The following is a 23,259-nucleotide window of genomic DNA, read 5'->3' on the forward strand; positions in this document are numbered from 1 at the left end:
ATGGAAAACTATTTATTAAATTTATCTAAACGTTCATTTAATTCTTTAGTTTGTTCTTCAAATCCAGGTTTTCCTAATAAAGCGAACATGTTGCTCTTATATTTTTCTACTCCTGGTTGGTTGAATGGGTTAATTGCGTTTAAGTAACCTGAAATACCAGCAGCTAATTCAAAGAAGTACATCATTTCACCTAATGTACGTTCGCTCATGTCTGCTAAGTTTAAAACAAAGTTTGGTACATCTCCGTCGATGTGAGCTAATAATACACCTTCAAAGGCTTTGTCGTTTACATCGTTCATGTCACGACCTTGTAAGTAAGCTAAGCCATCTAAGTTTTCTTCCATTTCTGGAATCATCATTGATTCACGAGGTTGTTCTACGTGTAACACAGTCTCAAAGATGTTACGACGTCCTTCTTGGATGAATTGACCTAATGAGTGTAAATCAGTAGAGAAGTTAGCACTTGATGGGTAAATTCCTTTTTGATCTTTACCTTCTGTTTCACCAAATAATTGCTTCCACCATTCGCAGAAGTATTGTAAGCTTGGTTCGTAGTTTACTAATAATTCTGTATCTTTACCTTTACGGTATAAGATGTTACGTAATGCAGCGTATTGGTAAGCTTCGTTTTCTTCTAATTTATCGCTCATGTAAGCTGCACGAGCATCTGCAGCTCCAGCCATTAATTCATCAATGTTTGCTCCTGAAGCAGCTATTGGTAATAAACCTACTGCAGTAAATACTGAGTAGCGTCCACCAACGTTATCAGGAATTACAAATGTTTCCCATCCTTCAGCGTCTGCTTCTACTTTTACTGCTCCACGTTCACGGTCTGTTGTAGCGTAAATACGTTTGTTTGCTTCTTCTTTACCATATTTTTTCACTAATAATTCTTTGAACACACGGAACGCAATTGCTGGTTCTGTTGTTGTTCCTGATTTAGAAATTACGTTTACAGAGAAGTCTTTATCTCCAATAATGTCTAATAAATCTTTTAAGTAAGTAGCACTGATGCTGTTTCCTGCAAAGAAGATTTGTGGTGTATCACTATCTTTTAAGTTGTAGAATGTGTGGTTTAAGAAATCAATCGCAGCACGAGCTCCTAAGTAAGAACCACCAATTCCGATAACGATTAAGATATCAGAATCTTTTTTAATTTTTTCAGCTGCTTTTTTAATGCGGTCAAATTCTTCTTTATCGTAGTCCACTGGTAGATCTACCCAACCTAAAAAGTCAGATCCTGGACCTTTTTTCTCACGTAATAATTCATGTGCACATGACACTTGTGGTTGCATAAATGCTAATTCTTCATCGCTAATAAAGTTTGCAGATGTTGAATAATCGAATTTAATTTTTGACATTCCTTATTCCTCCTTGAATCGATTAGCTTTTGCTAACTCATTCTACTAAATAGAATAAAATTTTCTCATTCATTTTGCAAGCATTTCCAAAACTTTTCATAGGAAGTTTAGTTCTTTTTTTCCATTTGTTATAATGAAAAGAAAAAAGGAGCCAAAGTCATGATTTATGATGTAATTATTATTGGTGCTGGTGCTGCTGGATTATTTGCCAGTGTAGCTGCCAGTCAAGAAGGTGCTTCTGTCCTTGTCTTAGAGAAGAATAAAAAAGCAGGCAAGAAATTACGCTTAACTGGTGGTGGACGTTGTAACGTCACTTCTACCCTATCCATCGATGAAATTATTGAAAACATCCCTGGAAATGGGAAGTTTCTTTACAGTACATTTTCACAATTTAACAATCAAGATCTATTAACGTTCTTTCCAGAACATCATGTTCCTTTAAAAGAAGAAGACCATGGACGAGTTTTCCCAACTACAGATAAAGCAAGAACGATTGTAGAATGTCTAGAAAATACCGCTAAAGAGCAAGGAGCAGAATTTAAATTTCAAACCGAGGTCCAAAGTATTCGAGAAGAAAATGGCCTTTGGTATGTTAAAACGGAACAAGAATCTTTTTGTGCCTATACTTTAATTATTGCCACTGGAGGTTGTACTTATCGTCAAACGGGTTCCACAGGGGATGGTTATCGATTTGCTAAAGGTCAAGGTCATACTGTAACTCCGTTATATCCAACCGAAGCACCATTAATTAGTGAAGAAGCGTTCATTAAAGATCGTACCCTTCAAGGAATTTCTTTACGAGAAGTTGCGCTTACGGTTTGGAATGAACAAGGAAAAAAAGTCATCACACATCAACATGACTTATTATTCACGCACTTTGGTTTGTCTGGACCTGCAGCATTGCGTTGTAGTATGTTTATCAATCAACTATTACGCACACAAAAAGAAGTTATAGTCACCGTAAACTTCCATCCAGAAAAATCAGAAACCGATTGGCAAAAATATTTCCAAACAAAACAAAAAGAAGCAGGAAAAAAATCAGTCAAAAATGCTTGGAATGATCAATTTCAAGAACGAGTTTTACTCTTTTTATGTGAACAAAGTGGGATTGATCCACAGCAGCCGGTGCAACAAATTACGCCAGCGCAATACGAAACATTCTATCAAAAGATGACTGCCCTTCCTCTTTCTATTGTTCGTACCTATCCTTTAGAAAAGGCGTTTGTTACCGGAGGTGGAGTTTCTTTAAAAGAAATCACACCTAAAACGCTAGAAAGCAAGAAAAAACAAAATCTATTTTTTGCTGGAGAAGTATTAGATATTAATGCCTATACGGGTGGTTTTAACTTAACTGCTGCCTTTTGTATGGGCTATGTTGCCGGTAAACAAGCAGCTACGTTGGCGAGCTATTACCATTATTAAAAACTAGTCATTTCTTTTGCATCTTTTTTCACAGAGGAGTATAGTACTCTACGAAATAAAGGAGATGACAAAAATGGATATCATTCCAAATCGTTTTAAAGACAAAGTAATGATTATTACTGGAGCAGCAGGCGGGATCGGAAAAGCTTGTGCCATTCGTGCTGCCAAAGAAGGGGCAAAACTAGTTCTTGGAGATCAAAAAGAAGAAATGAGCCAAGAAACTCTAGAAGAAATTCAAAAAATCACACCAGATGTGGACTTTTTAGTTGGTGACTTATGTGAAGAAAAAAATTGTCAAGCTTTAGTTCAAACTGCGATTGAAAAATATGGTCGTATCGATATTTTAGTGAACAATGCTGGGATTACTGGAATTCCTGCTCCTGTTCATGAAATGAGCGAAGAAATGTTCCGTCATGTACTGGATAGTAACATTATGATTGCTTTTTATTGTTCAAAAGCAACTCTTCCTTATATGATGGAACAACACAATGGGTCTATCATTAACGTTTCTTCTGTTGCAGGATTAACGGGATTCCCTGGACATAGCGCTTATGTTACTTCTAAACATGGGTTAAATGGATTAACTCGTAACATGGCTCTAGATTATGCTTCTTATGGTATTCGTGTAAATGCGGTAAACCCAGGTACAACACAAACACCAATGTACGATGAAGCTTTAGCCTTTTTAGCTAGCAAACGCGAAAAAGCAGCAAAAGAAGGAACTGAACCAGAAGATAATATCGTTCAAGGAAAAACGGTTTCTCCACAAAAACGTGTTGCGGCCGCAGAAGAAGTCGCAAATGGTATTCTCTTCTTAGCCAGTGAAGAAGCAAGCAATATCACTGGTGTTTATCTACCTGTGGATGGTGGATTTACTGCCTTTTAATCTCTTTTCCTATAAAAATAGACTTAGGAACTTTCCTAAGTCTATTTTTTTTATAATTTTTCTTCATCTTGAGCTTCTTCAATCGCATTTTTCTTTACATAATGACTTGGTAAACAGCCAATCACAGCATTTCCCACTAAATTAATCCAAAAGATAAGCCCAAAAGCACCAAGGGAAGAATCAATGACAACCCATACTGCCCAACTGTAAAGTGCCCAACGAGCAATTCCAACATCTAATCCTCGACGAATGATTAACAACATAAAAAATAAAGTAAAAAAGCAAGAAATGGCATTTGGCACCACGATAAACGTCGTCATGCTCCAATGAAGAGCAGTAAATAACCCAAAAAAGATAAAAATGCAAAGCAAAGCAAAGACTGGGAAAATCCAAAACATACACCAAAAGTCTTTTCTCGCTAACGGTACATTTAAATTAAATAAATTTTTGAATTTTTCTTTCATTTCTTATTCCCTCTTTCATTCGTAAATCCTTTCACAATTATTGTATAATTCTTTTTGCAAAAAGAACAAAGATATGATGCGTAAGAGAACATAATTTTCTGTTTTTACTATATTCTTATTATGATAAACGTATAGAAATACTATAAAAATTGAGGGATTACCCTATTGGAGGTGTAGGCAAATGAAACTTTTAACCATCGTTTTACTTCTTATTGGAGCACTTCTCACCCTTTTTTATCTTCTCAATGGAGATATCTTCTTAGATATGATTCATGATCATTGGAAACAAATGGGCTTAAAACCCAAAAATGCTTTTCGTCTTATCCGACTAAAAATCAAACTTTTTTGGCAACGTTTATTTTCTCATTCGCAAAAATAAAAAACGATGATGGCTTTCATCGTTTTTTATGCAATAAAGTTTATCCTTCTTTTTTATAAGTAAACCATGATTCATTGAATTTCTTTCATTAATAAAATAAAAATCCACTATACCCTGTTTGCATGCGATTGGCTAATTCATAAACTTTTTTCACATAAGGATCTTGTTTTTGTCTGACATGGGTCATGAAATATCCACTAAGACTTCCCACTAAACGATAAGAAACATAACTCGGAAGCTCTCCTCTCTTTAGTCCTTTCACTGCTTCCACAAGAATGCTCTCGATTTCTGGCTCTAATACCCCATGTTCATGTGCTTCTTTAATTGCGGATAATAATTGTTGTTTATCTTCTTCCCTACTCATAAAAATCTCTCTTTCTGTTTATCCTTTTTATAAATTATACCATATTTATACACAATTCTTCACTTCTTACGTTTCAAACATTTATTTTTATCTGTTGATAAAGTAGTATCATTAGAATTCCTTCCCATTTATCGATTATTATTAAAGTGAAAGGGGTTATTGTCCTTTCTTATCTTTGGACAATGAGACGATAAAGAAAGAAGGAATACGCATGCAAGGGATATTATTTCTTATCTATATTATCGGAGGAAGTACTATTAGTTACGAAGTATTTTGGGCTTTTTGGTCATTAGTAAAAGCTATTTTTACTTTCAAAAAGAAAAAGGTTCCTTTTTGGACTTTATTTCTTACCTATTACAAGTCATGGAGTTTTTTCTTTATTTTCCGCAAATCATCATAGTCATTCTTTGTCAATCAAAAAAAGAGAGGGAATTTCCTCTCTTTTATTTTGCATCATACCAAGTTTTGCCATAAGAACTATCTGTTACTAAAGGTACGGATAATTTCACCGCTTCATCCATCGTTTTTTCCACTAGTGCTTGAACTGCTTCTAAATCTTCAGGATGAACTTCTAAAATGACCTCATCGTGTACTTGTAATAATAAATGTGCTCGATAATTACTATTTTCTAGCTCTTTTGCCATTTTATTCATCGCGATTTTCAATATATCCGCAGCACTTCCTTGGATTGGACTATTAATCGCTGTTCGTTCTGCAAAACTACGAACATTAAAGTTGCGACTATGAATATCTGGTAAATAACGACGACGAGCAAATAATGTTTCTACATACCCATCTTCTTTCGCTTTTTCTACAATCGCATCCATGTAGCGTTTTACTCCTGGATAGTGATGGAAATATTGATCAATAAAGGCTTTCGCTTCTTTTCTTGTAATTCCTAAGTTTTCACTTAATCCATAGTCACTAATTCCATAGACCACACCAAAGTTCACAGCTTTCGCTTCTCGGCGCATTTTTGGTGTAACTTCTTCTCCTGGTAAAAGATGGAAAATACGACGTGCTGTACTATCATGAATATCTTCTCCATCACGGAAAGCTTGTTCTAGACTAGCATCTTGGCAAATAGAAGCTAAGACACGAAGTTCAATTTGTGAATAATCAGAAGTTAAAATATACCAATCTGGATTTTCTGGCACAAAAGCTTTACGGATTCGTTTTCCTTCTTCCATTCGTACAGGAATATTTTGTAAGTTTGGATCTACAGAACTTAAACGTCCAGTTTGCGTTAACCCTTGCATGTAACGAGTATGTACTTTTCCATCTGCATGTACTTGTTTTAATAAGCCCGTAACATAAGTAGATTGTAATTTACTCCATTGACGATAGGTTAAAATATCACGGACAATAGGATAATCAGGTTCCAATTTTTCTAAAACATCTACCGAAGTAGAGTATCCTGTTTTGGTTCGTTTTAATACAGGAAGACCTAATTCATCAAAAAGTACTTCTCCTAGTTGTTTTGGTGAATTTAAATTAAAGCTATGACCTGCTTCTGCGTAAATTTTTTCTTCAATCTCTTTAATTTGTGCACCTAGCTCTGCTTCTTGCGCTTTTAATTGTTCCACATCGACTTTAATTCCACGATATTCCATTTTTGCTAGAACAAAAGCTAACGGAACTTCCATTGTTTCATAAAGCGCCATTTGATTTTTCTCTTCTAATTGAGCACGCATTTTCGGAACGATTTCAGCAAAAGCTTTGACTTTATTGGCCAGATGAGAAGATAAAATTTCTTCTTCTGGAATTGCACGTTTCGCTCCTTTGCCATAGATCTCTTCTTCATTGGCTACGCGAGAAACGTCATAATATTCAGTTAAACTTTCTACATCGGAACTGTCATTTAATGTATCTAAAAGATAAGAACCAAGATAAATATCTTCGACCTTTTCTCCAAGAGTTATTCCTTCTTTTTGTGCTAAAACCCAATGTTTTTTCACGTCAAAGAACCATTTTTTCTCATCATTGGCTAAAAATTGTTGGAATACTTCTTCTTTGATTAAGTCTGGTTTTCCAACATAAATCGTTTCTTGATCTCCCCAAGCGAGTCCAATTGGAGTCGCTGTATGATAATTTTCTTCAAACAACTCCAAATGAACGACTTGATTTTCATGGAACATCTCTGCGGTTACTTGGTCTACCCATTGATATTGAGTCTTTTCTACCGCCACTTTTGGTCGATCCATCGCTTTTAAAAATTGTTTGAAATCTAATTTCTCATATAATTCAATCAACGCTTCTGTAGCGACAGGTTTTGTTTTAATATCTTCTAGAGAAAGAGCAATTGGAGCATTCGTTTCAATCGTTGCAAGCTCTTTTGATAAAAAGGCTTGTTCTTTATCTGTAATCAAATGCTCCTTCATTTTACTTTTCTTCAATTCATCAATGTGCTCATATAAGTTTTCTACAGAATGATATTGAGTCAGTAATTTAATCGCTGTTTTTTCTCCTACTTTTGTTACCCCAGGGATATTATCGGAAGTATCTCCTGCTAGTCCTTTTAAATCAATGATTTGTTTGGGAGCCAGTTGATATTTTTCAAAAATTGCTTCTGGGGTATACACTTCAACTTCTTTTACCCCTTTTTTCGTCCATTTTACAGTGACATGATCTGTAACTAATTGGAATAAGTCGCGATCTCCTGTATAGATGACTACTTCTTCTTGACTGGCTTTTTGTGCCATTGTGCCAATAATATCATCGGCTTCATAGCCTTCTAATTCGTAGACAGTTCCTCCTTGGTCGGCAATTAATTCTTTAATATAAGGTAATTGCTCTAAAAACTCTGGAGGCGTCTTTTTTCTTCCTGCTTTGTATTCACTAAATTGCTCATGACGGAATGTTTTTTTACTTTTATCAAAAGCGACTAACCAATAATCTGGTTTTTCTTTTTCTAATAAAGCATCCAACATTAATTTAAAAGAATAAATTGCGTTAGTATGTAGCCCTTCATGGTTCACGAAACGATCCACTTGTTTTCCTAAGGCATAAAATGCACGATAAGAAAGACTACTTCCATCAATGAGTACTACTTTTTTACTCATCCTCTTCTCCTTCCATTACAATCGGTGCAAACGTAGCATCCACTAAGTCGACAAAAACCTTTGGATCGACTTCTACTTGTAACCCACGACGTCCTGCAGAAACGGTAATTGTTTCTAAAGACTGTGCTTGTTCGTCAATATAAGTGGGGAATGTTTTTTTCATTCCTAAAGGCGAACATCCTCCACGTACATATCCAGTTAATCCTTCTAATTCTTTTAAGGGTAATAATTCCACTCGTTTATTGTGAGAAGCAACGGCTAATTTTTTTAAATCAATCGTTGCATCTCCAGGCACTACAGCTACGACAGGACCTGTATCTTTTCCCACTGTAACAATCGTTTTATAAACGTGAGCAAGTTTTTTATCTAATGCTTCTGCGACGTGTTCTGCATCTAAAGCATCTTCTTTCCAAGCATACTCATGAATCTCATAAGGAATTTTTGCTCGGTCTAATTGTCGCATTGCGTTTGTTTTTTGGATTTTTTTCTTCTTTGCCATAATTCTTCCTCGATTTGTTTCATTTCATTGGCGGTAAACTGTCCTTCTTCTCGGCAACAGCTTCCTACACTTGCATAGACAAACTGCTCCTCTAATTCTGGAGCGAGTGCTCGACTCCATTTGCCACAATCTTGCATCACCATTAAGCTAAAAGGAATTTCTGCTTGCGTCCAACGCTCTTGTTCTAACAAAAGCCAATCGGTATCTTGAGAAAGTCCTAATGGATCTACCGCCATTTTGATTTGTTTAGGTTCTAACTCTAGTAATTCACTTCCAATAGCTACTCGCTGTTTGGCCTCTTCTCCATAAAGATGCGTACTTACTAAAAGATGTTCTTTTGGCCATTCTCCCCATAGCGGTAAATGTTCTGCGATAAAAGAGCACTCAACATCGATATAATCTAGAGGTTGAGTGAGTAAATACGTGTATACTTCTTCTCGTTTCTCTTTTTCTTCTTCATTCACTTCTCTTTTTTCTGTGCGATAAGTAACCATCAATTCTTTTTTGGGAAAAGTCGTTTGAAAATCACGAATCACTGCTTCGAAAGCTGTGGGTTGATTTTCTTTTAAAATATCAATTCTCCACTCTAAAACATCAAAAGGAAGTGAACCTAAACTGGCTTTAAAGCGATGCCATTCTTTAAAATGTAAAATTCGCATGGGAATGACGATTTTTGTTTTTTTGAATTCCATAAGTGCACACCTTCAAATAATTTCCTTCTTTGTATTGCTTACTTACAACAAAGTCTTTGGGTAAAGAATCAAAGAATAATTCTTCATAATTCCAATGTTCTTTTTGTAACGTTTCTTCAATCATCGCGCGATAATGAGGTAAAGAAACATTCGCCGCATTGGTAGAACAAATAATGATTCCTCCTTCTTCTTTGACTAAAGGCAAAATCGCTGCGACAAGTTTCCCATAGTCTTTTGCGACAGAAAAGGTCTTTTTCCCATTACGAGCAAAGCTTGGTGGATCTAAAATGACCATATCAAATTGGATTCCTTTTTTCTTCGCCCAATCACAATAAGAGAAAATATCCATTACTCGAATTTCATGGTCTTCGGGATTTAATCCATTAATGATAAAGTTTTCTCTTGTTTTTTCTAAACTGCGACTGGCAAGGTCCACACTAACCGTTTGATAAGCTCCTCCCATCGCTGCCGCAATAGAAAAGGCTCCAGTATAACTAAAAGCGTTCAATACTTTCATACCACAAGCTTGTCCATCAACTAAGCGACCTCGTACTTCATGTTGATCTAAAAAGATTCCTGTCATCCATCCTTCATCTAAAGCCACTTCATATTTTACGCCGTTTTCCACAATTGAGAAATGTTCTGGCGCAATATCACCAGAAAAATGTTGGCTCACTGGACGGTCACTTTGGAAGCGAATTTTCAAATAACTTCCTTTGACTACATCTTTAAATACTTCTGTAAAAGCTTCTAATAGTAAGAAACGTTGTGTATATAATACCTCATTATAAAAAGAAAAGACGGCATAATCATTATATAAATCAACAGTTAATCCACCTAGTCCATCACCTTCTGCGTTAAATAGACGAAAGGCAGAAGTAGTATCTTGGTGTGCAAAATAATAATCTCTTCTTGCTCTTGCTTTTTTAAATAAACGAGTAAAAAAGGAAACATCTAGTGGTTCTTTTTCTTTCGTTAAAATAAAGCCTGCTGCTTTATGTTGTTCACATAAGTAACCATAGCCTAAAAATTGATTTTTTTGGTTATAAAAGGCTTTAAATCCGTTTGGTTCTCCTTCACATTTCGTAATATTTTCGCGATGAATCATCATCGCTTCTGGATTTTTACGCAAAATCACACGTTCCATTCATTTCCCTCCTCGTTTGATCTATTCTTTTCTATTATATCATCGTTCTTGGTGGATTTTTAAAGAAAATATTAGGAATATAAAAAAGAATTGCTTGATTTTTAAAAGATGAGTATTATGATAGTGATACTGTTTCAGTCGAATCAAGGAATTTCGAGATTTTAAATAGAAAGAAGGTACTTTTGTGAAGAAATTTTCTTTGAAAAAAGTATTGAATACACGAATGGGTTACTTTGCTTTGTTAGCTTTAATTACTTGGTTAACAAATATTTATGCCTACTTTACAACATTTAATTTAGGGATTCAAAGTCCATTTCAATACTTTATTTTAATTATTAATCCAATTGCGACTACCTTATTATTACTAAGTATTGGTTTATATTGTAAAAAAGGGAAAACTGCCTATATTTTAATGACTACAATTGCGATTTTGATGAACATTCTTCTTTTCAGTAATGTTGTCTATTATCGTGAATTTTCTGATTTTATTACCGTGAACTCTATTTTAGGGGTAGGAAGTGTAGCTTCTGGTTTGAAATCAGATATTTTCAAATTAATTCATCCACATGATATTGTGTATTGGATTAGTTATATCGTGATTTTCATTTTATTTGCGACAAAATACTTAAAAGTGGATCAACGTCCATTACCAAAACGAGTAGCATTTGCGATGAGTAGTTTAGCCGTTTTCATTTTTGGTGCGAACTTAACGTTAGCAGAAATTGACCGTCCTGAATTATTAAGCCGTACATTCTCTCATGATTATATGGTGAAATATTTAGGAATTAACGCCTTTACGACTTACGATGGAATTCAAACGTATAAGATTGACCAACGTCGTGCGCAAGCGAGTGAAATGGATTTAACTCGTGTCGAAAAATATGTAAAAGATCACTATGCTGCACCAAATCCTAAGTACTTTGGTATGGCCAAAGGTCGTAATGTCGTTGTCATTCACTTAGAAAGTTTACAACAGTTCATTATTGACTATAAGTATAAAGATAAAGACGGAAAACAGTATGAGGTAACTCCATTTTTAAATAAATTATTCCACGATAAACAAACTTTTGCGTTTGATAACTTCTTCCACCAAGTAGGTTCAGGAAAAACAAGTGACGCAGAAACATTAATGGAAAATTCTTTATTTGGATTAAGCCAAGGACCAATTATGGTTCAATTGGGCGGTAAAAATACATTCCAAGCTGCACCAAATATTTTAAAACAAAATGGAAACTATACTTCAGCTGTCTTCCACGGAAATGATGGTACATTCTGGAACCGTAATGAAGCATATAAACACTTTGGTTTTGATTATTTCTTCGATTCCTCATATTTTGATTTAAACCCAAGTAATTCTTTCCAATATGGATTACACGATAAATATATGATTAAAGACTCAATCAAATACTTAGAACGTATGCAACAACCATTCTATGTTAAATTCTTAAACGTATCGAACCACTATCCTTTTGCTCCATTCAAAGGCAAAGAAAGTGGCTTCCCAATCGCAGATACTGGCGATGATACAGTTAACGGATATTTTGCGACAGCGAACTATTTAGATGAAGCCGTACGCGAATTATTCGATTACTTCAAGAAATCTGGATTATACGACAAATCTATCTTTATCTTATATGGAGACCACTACGGTATTTCTAACACTCGTGCGAAAAATGCCTTATCTCCATTATTAGGTAAATCTCCAGAAACATGGACAGACTTTGATGATATGCAAATGCAACGTGTTCCTTATATGATCCATATTCCAGGTCAAGATAAAGGATTTATCGACCATACTTATGGTGGACAAGTTGACAATTTACCAACCATCTTACATTTATTAGGAATTAACACGAAAAACTATATTGAATTAGGTCAAGATTTATTCTCTAAAGAAAATCAACAAATTGTTGCCTTCCGTAATGGAAACTATGTTACTCCACAATTTACATCGATTGATGGAGAAGTTTATTCCAATAAAACTGGAAAACCAATTAAAAAACCAACGAAAAAACAACAAAAAACGATTAATTATGATGCCAAACAAGTAGAAGAACAATTACAGGTTTCAGATGAAATCAATAATGGAGACTTACTACGCTTTGCTAATAACGGCATCAAACCAGTAGATCCTAGTCAATTTAATTACAAAGATCAAATGGAACGATTACAAAAAGAGGAAAAAGAAAAAGGTAAGGATTCAACAAGTGTTTATAATAAAAACCACAATCAATCCACTACTTCTTTATTCCAATCTAAGTCTTACCAAGAGCTCCATGGAAAAACGAAATACTCTACTTCCGAGAACTCTAAAGACAAAGAAGAAGAAAAATAAAATAAGAGAGGTTCCCTCTCTTATTTTTTTCCTCACTTATTCAACAAAAGGAGTCTGTTTATGAAAAAGAAAAACTTATTTTATACATTCATCATTTTGATGGCTACTCTTTTCTTTTTAACTGCTTGTGGGAAAAAAGAAGAGAAGAAAGAAATGACCATTACTACTACCTTCTATCCAATGTATTACTTCACAAAAGAAATTGTTGGGGATAAAGCAGATGTCATTATGCTAGATGGTGGCAAAACAGAAATTCATGACTATGAACCTAGCGCTAAGGATATTGCTCAAATCGAAAATAGTAAACTATTTGTCTATAATAGTAACGACATGGAAACTTTTGTGCCTAAATTACTTACTTCTTTACCTAAAGATCATAAAGTAGAAATTGTTGAAGCAGCAAAAGGTATTCCTCTTCATAAAGCAGAAGCAGAACATCATGAAGAACATGAAGGAGAACATCATCACGATGCCGATCCTCACGTTTGGCTGGACCCTGTCTTAGCGAAAAAAGAAGTAAAAAATATTTATGATGGTGTCATCAAAGTAGATCCTAAAAATAAAGACTATTACGAAAAAAATTATCAAACGTTAGAGAAAAAATTAGATCAATTGAATCAAGATTTTGCGACATCAATGAAAAAATGTCCAAATAAAACGTTCATTACTCAACACGCAGCGTTCTACTATTTAGCTCATCAATATGGATTAACACAAGAAGCGATTTCTGGTATTGATTCTACCTTAGAACCAAGTCCTAAAAAATTAGCTGAAATCCAAAAATATATGCAAAAACATGATATTCATACGATTTTTGTCGAAAGTGGATTAAATCCAAAAATTGCAAAATCAATTCAAGAAGCAACCAAAGCTAAATTAGCTACATTAAATACGCTAGAACAAGTCTCAACAAAAGACCAAAAAGATGGAATCGATTACTTCTCTATTATGCAAGAAAACCGCAAAGCCTTAGAAAAAGCGTTACAATAATACAAAAAAAGAAGCATCCAAAAGTTGGATGCTTCTTTTCTTATTTTTCTATTCTTCTTCGCTAACGTCTTGACCAAAGATTTCAATCTTCATACGACGTCCTGTTGGTGTATCGGCTAAACCACCCAATCCTGTTTCACGTAATTCAGATGGTAAAGAGCGACCAACTACACGCATCGCTTCAATCACTTCATCGGCAGGAATTTCATTTTCAATTCCTGCTAGAGCCATGTCCGCACAAATCATCGCGTTCACCGCTCCAATTGTATTACGTTTTACACAAGGAATCTCTACTAATCCTGCTACAGGGTCACAAACTAATCCTAATAAGTTCCCCATCGCCATACCAAAGGCATCTGCACTTTGTTTAGGTGTACCACCTGCTACAGCTACTGCAGCCGCAGCACCCATCGCAGAGGCACTTCCTACTTCTGCTTGACATCCGCCCATCGCTCCAGCAATCATCGCATTATTCGCTACGACCATGCCAAATAAAGCAGCAGTAAATAAAAATTCTAATTGTTGGTCTTCTGTCCAACCTAATTTTTTCGTTAAAGTAAATAAAATTCCTGGTAAGGTTCCTGTAGAACCAGCAGTTGGTGTAGCACAGACAATACCCATTGCCGCGTTGACTTCATTTGTTGCTAAGGCATCTTGTACTCCTTGTAAGACTACATCTCCACAAAGAGTATTTCCTTTCGCACGATATTCAGCCATTTTTTTTGCTCCTCCACCGGTTAAACCTGTAGAGGAAGTTACGCCTTTTGCTCCTTGTTCTGTAGCGGCTTTCATTACACGAAGGTTTTCTTTCATCCCTTCAATAATTTCATAGCGAGTAGATCCTCGAACTTGTTGTTCTTGTTCAATCATCAACTCAGCAATTGATTTATTTTCACGTTCTGCTCTTTCAAGAATTTCTGCAATTGTCTCAATCATTGATTTTCCTCCTAACCTAAGCGGATTGCTTTATCGACGTGTAAACGGTCAAATAAAGCTTCTACTTCTAATGAAGTTAATTGACGGTCTGTATTTAATAAGGTTAAATAGCGACCATCCATTGCGGCGCTTTGGAAAGAATCAATGGTTACTCCTAAAACGTCACAAATTTCATCCACCTTTTCCTTATAGACAGGAAGATGTGATTTTAATACAACTAAATTGGTTGTGTAACAAGGTTCGATACGTAATCCTTGATCATCAATAAAGCGAATTTCCATCGCTCCACCACCAATAGAAACGCCAGTGACGGTTAACGTACTTTCTTCATCACTTACTTCAACGACAGCCGTATTCGCATGTTGGCAAGGACTTGGTTCTTTGGATTCAATAAATTCAAATTCCATGCCTGCTTCTCTTGCCAAATCTAATGCTTGACTGACACGATTATCCGCAGCTTTCATTCCCATTAATCCAGCAATCATCGCATAATCTGTACCATGTCCTTGGTGTGTTTGAGCAAAAGATTCATAATACGTTACGCGTACTTTTTGTGGCATTTTACCAAATAATTGGAAAATTGCTCGACCAATCGCACATACACCGGCTGTGTGCGAACTGGATGGTCCAACCATGATTGGGCCAATAATGTCAAAACAACTGTTGTAATTAAAACGTTTTTTAGTCATAGTCCCACTTCCTTACTGAAAACCAATTAATTGTTTTGCTAAAAGATAAAAAACTTCAGAAAGTTTACGTCCACCTTTAGTTGGAATATTCATCGAACGTCCTAAAATTCCATGGCGAATCTTTTGATAAGTTTTTCGATCTTTTTGCTTCAAATATGACCATAGTTCATCCTTTTTCTTTAATGCTTCTTCACTATGTGAGCGAATTAAAACGATAGAAGAGACCGTCATCATAATTGATAAATATTTCATCATATAATTGCGTAGTTTTTTGTTTTTAATTTCTTGTAATTGATATTGATCAATTAGTTCTTTGGTAATAAAAATTTGTTGACCAACTCTCTTAATCATCATTTTTTCGTTCACGGATTGATCATCACGACCGATAAAGTAACGATAGAAGTTCACATCCAGATAGTACATTTTTTGTACATAAGGGAGTGGATAATATACATAAATATTATCTACATAGAACGTATGTCGAGGTAATTGTAACCCAATTTCCTTTAACAATGCTGTACGATAAATAACGGAATGCATCAAAATATATTGATCTAGGCGGAATTTACCGATATCTTCCCAAGTAAAGATTTTTTGTTGTGGGAAAACATTACGATATCGGACTACCTTTTTATGTTTCATCCCTACTTTTTCATAAACATAGTTTGCGATTAGCATATCTATTTGCTCATGATTTTCTTCTAAATTACGTAAAGTCGCAAGAACTTTTTGTAATGCTTCTTCATTCACCCAGTCATCGCTATCGACTACTTTAAAATATTTTCCTGTCGCTGCTTTTAGACCGGCATTCACTGCAGCACCGTGTCCCCCATTTTCTTGATTAATAACCTTAACAATTGTGGGGTATTTTTCTGCATAATATTGTGCAATACGAGCTGTATCATCGACAGAGCCATCATTTACAATGATAATTTCCACTTCTTCCCCACCGGTTAATACAGTTTCAATCGCATGCCCCATATAATCTTGTGAATTATAACAGGGGATTGCAAATGAAATATATTTCATTTCCGTTCCTCTTTTCTTCTTTCTTTCTAGTTCCTTCTAAATTCTAACATATTTACCCCTTTTCTCCTACCCATTCCCCATTTTTCCATAGAAAAAAAGGATATCTCAAAAGATATCCTTTTTCTTATTAATCAAAATCAACATATTTTGTAGGATCTTCATAGTCACCCCATAAACGATGACTTACACCAAAGTGTAAGTGAGGACCTGTTGAATTTCCAGTAGATCCACTTTTCGCAATCAATTGACCTGCTTTCACTTTATCTCCAACTTTAACTAATTGACGATTTAAGTGGAAGTAATTTGTGAAAAGACCATTTCCATGGTAAATAAAGATGTAGTTTCCGGCAGATGGATGATATCCTTTTGCAAAGACTACTCCTTCTTTGGAAGCATAAACATTAGAGTTCATTGGTACTGCTAAGTCAATTCCTTCATGGTAATTTCCAGCTGCTGCGTTTGGTGCTGTACGATTACCAAATGGACTTGTTACTGTAAATGAACCTTTCTTCAATGGTAAGTTAAATTCACCTTTTTTCGCATCTTTATTATGATCTTTGTCATTATCTTTGACATATTCATAAGTGACTTTTTGATTTACAACTAGTTTTTGTCCTGGATAAATTAAATTAATATCTTTAATTTCATCTTTATTCCATTTTGCTAATTGTTTTGTTTTCACTTTATATTTTTTCGCTAATTTATTCGCTGTATCCCCTGCTTGTACTTTGTGATACACTTTTTTAATTTTCTTAATACGTTTTTTCTTCACTTCACCATCATCGTATTTTGTTAAGTCATACGCTTCAATGATTCCGTTTAATTTACGAGCATAGTTGCGGTCTGTAGCATAACGTCCAGTTAAGAAACGTGTAGCATCACGATAGCTATCTGTGTTTGATTTATGTGCTCCTTTATAAAAATCAGTAGAAAGTAATTTTGCATAATCTTCTAAAGATTCTTTTGGAGATGGATAATCACGGAAAGCATCATTAATAGAATACATACCATTTGGTCCATCTTCTAAAGTAGCCATTACTACACTCTTACCTTTATAGCTTCCTTTAATACCAAAGAAGTTATAATAAGGACTACTTGATAATCCACTTGTACCAAAACCAGTTTCTAAACATGCTTGAGCGATCATTACAGAAGCATATAAATCGTTTTCTTCTGCAATTTCAGAAGCATATTCCGCAATGGCTTCAATAAATTCTTTCCCTGTCATATTCGCAGTGATTTTAATTGGAGATTCATCCACGTCATCTCCTAAACCTAATGCTGCATCTAATTGACTAACGGCTAAAGATTGAGCTGCTTTATAAGTAGAATGATGTTCTTTTTTCGCTTTTAATTGTGCTTGTTTTTTCTTTTCTGCTTTACGTTTTTCAGTTTCAGCTTTTTTACGTGCTTCTTCAGCGCATTTTTCTGCTTCGGCTTTTTTGCGAGCTTCTTCGGCACGTTTTTCTGCTTCAGCTTTCTTACGTGCTTCTTCAGCGCGTTTTTCCGCTTCGGCTTTTTTGCGAACTTCTTCTTCTTTACGTTTTTTCTCAGCTTCTTTTTTCTTACGCTCTTCTTCTTTGCGTTTTTGTTCTTCTTTTTTCTTATCGGCTTCTTCTTTCTTTTCAGCCTCTTCTTTTTTCTTTAATTCTTCTTTACGCTTTTCAGCTTCGGCTTTTTTACGTGCTTCTTCTTCTTTGCGTTTTTTCTCAGCTTCTTTTTTCTTACGTTCTTCTTCTTTACGTTTCTTTTCTGCTTCTTTTTTCTTGCGCTCTTCTTCTTTTTTCTTTTCAGCTTCCGCTTTTTTACGAACTTCCTCTTCTTTTTTCTGTTCTTCTTCTTTTTGTTTTTCTTCTTCTGTTTTCTTATCGTCTTTATTATCTTCTGTACTTGCTGTATCAACAATTGATGCCTTTGTTGCTTCTGCTGCTTGTACTAATTCAGGTAAAGTGGAACTAGATAATAAAGTAGCTAACGTTACCGTTGCTGTTAATTTCTTTTTCATAAAACTCCCTCTCTCCTTTTACTTCCTCTACTATTATATACAAAATTTTTCCCTATTGGGTAATAAACCCCTTATTTTCTAGAATAATTTTTGAACAATGTTATAGTCTTATTCTATCATGAAATCCATATAAAAAAATTTCAATTATATTAAAACTTGTGAAATTTTTGAACATCTTTCTCTACACAAAAAAAGAATGGTGAAACTCACCATTCTATGAACGAATTCCACGTTCTAAACGGTTAGATTGTTTTTGGAAGGTCATCGACATCATCAGACCAATCCCAATCATATTACTAATAATGGCTGATCCCCCTTGACTAATAAATGGTAAAGGAATCCCTGTTAATGGTAAAAGGCCAATATTAGAACCAATATTTTCAAAGACGTGGAATAGTAACATCATAATAATCCCTGTCGCAATATAAGCATAAAATGGATTTTTGGTTTCAAAACAAATAGAAATCATACGATAAATTAAAATAAAGTACATTAAAATTACGATGAATCCACCAACAAATCCAAAGTTTTCTGCAATTACTGTAAAGATCATATCTGATTCACGTACAGGTACGTATACTTGTGTATGGTTAAATCCTTTCCCAAAAAAGCCACCGGTTCCTACAGCAAGTAATCCTTGCGCTTGTTGGTAAGTACTATTAGAAGCATCATTAAACGGATGTAACCATGCATCTACACGTCGAAATTGATAATCTTTAAATCCGATGTGTTTTAAAATATTACGACCAGATTCTGTAGTTACTAAGTAAATCCCGAGTGCCGCAACAATTACAAAGAATAAAATAATCGGTAGTTCTATCTTCCATTCAATTCCTGATAACAAGAAACAACCACCTAAAATGGCTACGAATACTAACATCGTACCAAAGTCTTGTTGGAATTTTAATAAAATCGCTACTGGTAAAAAGACAAGAATCATTTTACCAATTAAAAGAAAATCTGAAGATACCGTTCTTTGTGTATAAGATTCATTATGTTTCGTAATAATATACGCCAACATCAAAATAAAAGCGATTTTCATAATTTCTGATGGCTGAAAAGTAAATCCACCAAAACTAAACCAATTTCGCGATCCTGTTTTTGCCGCTAATTGCCGGTCATAAAATTTAACAAGCAATAGCATAATGAATAAGCCAATTCCATAAAGATAAGGGGTAATTTTCCATAATGCTTTTGAATTAAATTGAACAATAATAACAATGGCAACAATCCCTAAAACATACCATAATCCTTGGAATAGCATTGGACGTAAGACACTTGTTGTTTGCTGGTCATGAGAAAGTGCAACATAAAGTGACAACATCCCAATAATCATCAAGACAAATACAGGTAAAATCAAACTATAGTCAATTCGACTATCTAAACTTAGTTGTCTTCTTCTTTTTTCCATGTATTTAATCCTTATCTATTTTTTTCTCTTCTTATTATAGTTGATTTTTGTGAAAGATGTGAAATTCTTTATAAATTCGTTAACATTTTTTCTAAGTCAAATCATAAAAAGGATATACAATTCGTCCCATTGCTTCCATCACTTTTTGTTTCCACTGTACATTTTTAGCTGGTAAATCCTCGGCTTGATACGCTAAAATTTGAGCTTGCAATTGATCATGAAGCTCTTTACTTTGTAATAACACTAAATTTTCTGTATCTAAAAAAGTACTACGACAATCTAGATTATAAGAACCAATACCGACTCCTTTTTCGCCATATAAAAATCCTTTATGATGCAAAGAACCTTGTCCATGGTATTCCACCATTTCTCCATATTGTTCATCCCACGTTTTTTGACGTAGGTAACAACTATAAGCAAAGAAATTTGGACTAGTTGCTACAGAATTTGTCATTACTTTCGTTGGATATCGACGTAGATTTTCTAATCCCTTACGCATTGTCTTATGCCAAACAAAATATGGAGTTTGAATCCAAGTCACTTTTCCTGTAGCTAATAGAGATAAAAATTGTTGAGCAATCCAAGGAGATTTAATGTTTTCATGTGCTGGATTATGCCAAAACCCTACTCCTTCAACAGGATAAAAAGACAAAGCCAAAGATTGTCCTTGAATTTGGTTCGCATATTCTTTCGTTGCCTGTTTTGCTTTTGGTAAAAAGCGTTCTTGCGCTTGAGTACCTTTTTTCTTAGAATGTAATTTTTTTCGGGTCACAAAAGGAGCATTCCATAGCTGATTGAAATATTCTTCCATCTTTTGAATCAATGGTGCATCGATATCATCTGTATAGATAATAACATCCATATCTTTTGTTTTACCTTCTATATTTGGCCACAAAAAACGATTTCCAACATTTCTCCCTGAAGAAATGGCTAATCGATGATCTACTAATAACAATTTGTCATGTAAAACATTATTTATTTCCCATGGACGAAGACGACGCAACCCTCCATAAACCGAAATTTGAAAATTAGGTTCGTTTAATAAAGCACTCTCTTTATATTTTTGCGAATGTTTCCAATTATATGTCAAACCATTACATAGTAATTTCACTTGAACGCCTCGTTGAGCTGCTTCTAATAATGCTTGAGCAAAAACATCTCCACTTTCATCACTCTCAATCGCATATTGAGTTACTTTAATCTCTTCTTTAGCCATACGAATCGCTTCTAGACGTAATTGTAACGCTTGATCCCGTTCGGTATAAATCGCCACTTTTTCTTTACTTTTTTCTAATTCTGGCTCTTTGGGTTTAATTTCTTGTAAAACTTGCCCTTTTTGTTTCATTTTTTGTTTTGGGTATAAAAAGGTACTACTTGCTAGTAAAGCAGCTCCAATTCCGACCAACCACTTCGTCTCTTTTTTCATTTTTGTTCCTCCTTAATGCACAATGGTCTGCCATAATTGAAATAAAAAGTAAGTCATTCCTGCAGCAATTACCGGGCCTGCAGCTACTCCTTTGAATAAAACAACTCCTAGAATAGTCCCAATTACTAAGGCAACCGTGACTTCTGGTTGTTGACCAATTAAATTCACTCCTCGAGCGGAGAAAATCGCTACTAACGCACCACAAATCATGGCGATCCAACCTAAAGGTGAACGAATTGCATGCCATAAATCTGCAAAACCAATTTCACCAGTGGCAATGGGGATTAAAATAGAAATGGAAATTAAAGTAATTCCCCAATGGATTCCTTTACCATGAATCAATTGCATGAGCGAACCAGTAAAAGGACTAAATAATTTCAATACTAAAACGACAACAGTCGCAATTAATAAACTTTGGTTATGCGCTACTAAGGCAATTAAAGCAATTAAAATTAAAAATAACCAACTTCCCATGGTTTTCTCCTTTCTTTTCTTGTTCTCTTCTAATATAACATATCCCTTTCTAAATCTCTTTTCTCACACAAAAAAAAGTTCCAAGGAAAACTCCTTGGAACTTGAATCTTTCATCTAAACGAAGACACTTACACCTAATAGAATCAAGGCAAGTACTCCGATAATACCTACGAGTGGCATAACAAACTTAATCCACTTGTTGAATCCAACGTTAACCATTGATAGAGAAGCAATGATTAAACCAGTTGGTGCGAAGAAGGCCATTAAACCTTGACCCCAGTTATAAGCATCGATAATTGTAGTTCTTGGAACTCCTACTACATCAGCTAATGGTGCCATAATTGGCATTGCTAATACAGCTAAACCTGATGAAGATGGAATGAAGAATCCTAATAACATGAAGACAAATAGCATTACAATTGCGAATACTACTCCGCCCATGTGAGATACGGCATTACTTAACCAGTATAATAATGTATCACTGATTTGTGCGTTATCCATGATGATTGTAACCCCACGAGCTAAACCAATAGTTAACGCAGTACCAAGTAAATCTCCAGCCCCAGCGATAAATTCTGAAGTGTAATCTTTTTCACTCATACCACTGATGAAGGCTAAGAATAAACCGAATCCTAAGAATAACATAGACATTTCACTGAAGTACCAACCTAATTCTTTTACTCCGTAGATCATAACAACGAACATTGCAGCAAATAGAATTAAAGTGATTTTCTTATGTAAATCAAATTTAGGTGCTTCAGCATCTAATTGATCGTTTAAGAAGTTTTCTTCTAATTCTTCTTTTTGATCATATACTAATGATTTTGTTTCATCTTTTTTCACTTTGTTACTGTAGCGGATGATGTACCAAATACAGATAGCCACACCGACTACTAATAATACTAAACGTAAGCCAACGCCGTCCATAAAGTTGATACCTGCTGCGTTTGACGCAATTACAGTTGAGAACGGGTTAACAGTAGAGGCCATAGATCCCATTGAAGATCCCAGGTATATCGAGGCGATCGCGACCATCGCATCATATCCAGCAGCCATGAATACAGGGACTAAAATTGGATAGAAGGCAATCGTTTCTTCGGCCATCCCGAAGGTTGTTCCTCCGATAGAGATTAAAGCAGTGATGATAACAATCAACCATGCTTCTCTTCCTTTTAACTTCTTGGTCAGTGTATTCATCCCTGCAGAGAAGACGCCCATTGTATTGATAACTCGAACAATACCACCAATAATTAATACGAAGATAATAATATCAACCGAATCTTTAAATCCATCAATTGGTGCGCCTAAGAAACTCTTTACAAAACCAACAACTCCACCGTGCTCCTTATCTAGTTTTTCATAACTTCCAGGAATTGCAACGGGTTTAGAAATAGAACCATCTTTAAATTTATCGACAGCGATGTTAACATCATATTTCTTTAATGTTGCTTCTGTTGCAGGTGCCTTACTTGTTTCTCCAGTTGGGGAAGTAATTGTAAATTGGTTTCCTCCCTCATAGGAAATCGTTGAATATTTCCCTGATGGAATAAAATAAGTAAGTGCTAAAACAATCAGCATGACAATGAATAAAATTGTGTACGCTGAAGGGAAACTAAATTTTTTCTTTTTCTTTTTCGGCGGTTCTGCCACTGCTGTGCTTCCCATAATAATTCCTCCTTTTGTCATTT

At 35.0% G+C, this 23,259-nt stretch carries 19 protein-coding genes; 4 read left to right on the forward strand and 15 right to left on the reverse strand.

Annotated features, from left to right (window positions below):
• Positions 1–8 precede the first annotated feature (8 nt).
• Positions 9–1,361 (reverse strand): glucose-6-phosphate isomerase, encoded by a 1,353-nt coding sequence (locus C683_RS01365; RefSeq protein WP_009488542.1) that lies wholly within the window; start codon positions 1,359–1,361, stop codon positions 9–11.
• 159 nt (positions 1,362–1,520) lie between these two features.
• Here C683_RS01365 and C683_RS01370 point away from each other — a divergent pair, with 159 nt between their 5' ends.
• Complete coding sequence (locus tag C683_RS01370; protein WP_009488543.1) at positions 1,521–2,783, forward strand: BaiN/RdsA family NAD(P)/FAD-dependent oxidoreductase; 1,263 nt, start codon at positions 1,521–1,523, stop codon at positions 2,781–2,783.
• A 73-nt stretch (positions 2,784–2,856) separates the two neighbouring features.
• Positions 2,857–3,669, forward strand: a complete 813-nt coding sequence (locus tag C683_RS01375; protein WP_009488544.1) for an SDR family NAD(P)-dependent oxidoreductase — start codon at positions 2,857–2,859, stop codon at positions 3,667–3,669.
• A 50-nt stretch (positions 3,670–3,719) separates the two neighbouring features.
• Here C683_RS01375 and C683_RS01380 read toward each other — a convergent pair whose 3' ends face one another.
• The 6 genes from C683_RS01380 to C683_RS01415 all read right to left on the reverse strand — a co-directional run bounded on the left by C683_RS01380 (position 3,720) and on the right by C683_RS01415 (position 10,276).
• The gene (locus C683_RS01380) at positions 3,720–4,133 is read right to left on the reverse strand and encodes a hypothetical protein (protein ID WP_009488545.1); all 414 of its coding nucleotides are present in this window, start codon (positions 4,131–4,133) and stop codon (positions 3,720–3,722) included.
• A gap of 467 nt (positions 4,134–4,600) precedes the next feature.
• Positions 4,601–4,876, reverse strand: a complete 276-nt coding sequence (locus tag C683_RS01390) for a hypothetical protein (RefSeq protein ID WP_009488547.1) — start codon at positions 4,874–4,876, stop codon at positions 4,601–4,603.
• Positions 4,877–5,319: 443 nt separating this feature from the next.
• Entirely contained in the window at positions 5,320–7,938 is a 2,619-nt protein-coding gene (gene polA / locus C683_RS01400) for a DNA polymerase I (RefSeq protein WP_009488548.1), read from the reverse strand.
• Positions 7,931–8,437, reverse strand: a complete 507-nt coding sequence (ybaK, locus tag C683_RS01405; protein ID WP_009488549.1) for a Cys-tRNA(Pro) deacylase — start codon at positions 8,435–8,437, stop codon at positions 7,931–7,933. The genes polA and ybaK overlap by 8 nt, the downstream gene beginning before the upstream one ends.
• Positions 8,389–9,129, reverse strand: a complete 741-nt coding sequence (locus C683_RS01410; protein WP_040388555.1) for a type I 3-dehydroquinate dehydratase — start codon at positions 9,127–9,129, stop codon at positions 8,389–8,391. The genes ybaK and C683_RS01410 overlap by 49 nt, the downstream gene beginning before the upstream one ends.
• Positions 9,077–10,276 carry a class I SAM-dependent rRNA methyltransferase gene (locus tag C683_RS01415; protein WP_009488551.1) on the reverse strand — a complete coding sequence of 400 codons (1,200 nt, stop codon included), beginning with the start codon at positions 10,274–10,276 and terminating at the stop codon, positions 9,077–9,079. The genes C683_RS01410 and C683_RS01415 overlap by 53 nt, the downstream gene beginning before the upstream one ends.
• 184 nt (positions 10,277–10,460) lie before the next feature.
• On the opposite strand from C683_RS01415, the gene C683_RS01420 reads away from it, so the two are divergent.
• A complete protein-coding gene (locus C683_RS01420) occupies positions 10,461–12,611 on the forward strand; it encodes an LTA synthase family protein (protein WP_009488552.1) in 2,151 nt (716 codons plus the stop codon).
• A gap of 60 nt (positions 12,612–12,671) precedes the next feature.
• A complete protein-coding gene (locus C683_RS01425) occupies positions 12,672–13,601 on the forward strand; it encodes a metal ABC transporter solute-binding protein, Zn/Mn family (protein WP_009488553.1) in 930 nt (309 codons plus the stop codon).
• A gap of 48 nt (positions 13,602–13,649) precedes the next feature.
• Here the strand turns inward: C683_RS01425 and sdaAA are convergent, their stop codons facing one another.
• From sdaAA to C683_RS01475, 8 genes are all read right to left on the reverse strand, one after another.
• Positions 13,650–14,537, reverse strand: coding sequence for an L-serine ammonia-lyase, iron-sulfur-dependent, subunit alpha (gene sdaAA, locus C683_RS01430; RefSeq protein ID WP_009488554.1), 888 nt, complete (start codon positions 14,535–14,537; stop codon positions 13,650–13,652).
• Positions 14,538–14,548: 11 nt separating this feature from the next.
• The gene (locus C683_RS01435) at positions 14,549–15,226 is read right to left on the reverse strand and encodes a serine dehydratase beta chain (protein ID WP_009488555.1); all 678 of its coding nucleotides are present in this window, start codon (positions 15,224–15,226) and stop codon (positions 14,549–14,551) included.
• Between the two features lie 12 nt (positions 15,227–15,238).
• Positions 15,239–16,255, reverse strand: a complete 1,017-nt coding sequence (locus tag C683_RS01440) for a glycosyltransferase family 2 protein (RefSeq protein WP_009488556.1) — start codon at positions 16,253–16,255, stop codon at positions 15,239–15,241.
• 127 nt (positions 16,256–16,382) lie between these two features.
• Positions 16,383–18,260, reverse strand: coding sequence for a glucosaminidase domain-containing protein (locus tag C683_RS06675; RefSeq protein ID WP_009488557.1), 1,878 nt, complete (start codon positions 18,258–18,260; stop codon positions 16,383–16,385).
• Between the two features lie 214 nt (positions 18,261–18,474).
• Complete coding sequence (locus C683_RS01460) at positions 18,475–19,671, reverse strand: FtsW/RodA/SpoVE family cell cycle protein (RefSeq protein WP_009488558.1); 1,197 nt, start codon at positions 19,669–19,671, stop codon at positions 18,475–18,477.
• A 91-nt stretch (positions 19,672–19,762) separates the two neighbouring features.
• Entirely contained in the window at positions 19,763–21,097 is a 1,335-nt protein-coding gene (locus C683_RS01465) for a phospholipase D-like domain-containing protein (RefSeq protein ID WP_009488559.1), read from the reverse strand.
• A gap of 12 nt (positions 21,098–21,109) precedes the next feature.
• Entirely contained in the window at positions 21,110–21,571 is a 462-nt protein-coding gene (locus C683_RS01470; RefSeq protein ID WP_009488560.1) for a DUF441 domain-containing protein, read from the reverse strand.
• Positions 21,572–21,685: 114 nt separating this feature from the next.
• The gene (locus C683_RS01475; RefSeq protein WP_009488561.1) at positions 21,686–23,236 is read right to left on the reverse strand and encodes a YfcC family protein; all 1,551 of its coding nucleotides are present in this window, start codon (positions 23,234–23,236) and stop codon (positions 21,686–21,688) included.
• Between the last annotated feature and the right edge of the window lie 23 nt (positions 23,237–23,259).

The organism is Catellicoccus marimammalium M35/04/3 (assembly GCF_000313915.1).
Taxonomy (GTDB): domain Bacteria; phylum Bacillota; class Bacilli; order Lactobacillales; family Catellicoccaceae; genus Catellicoccus; species Catellicoccus marimammalium.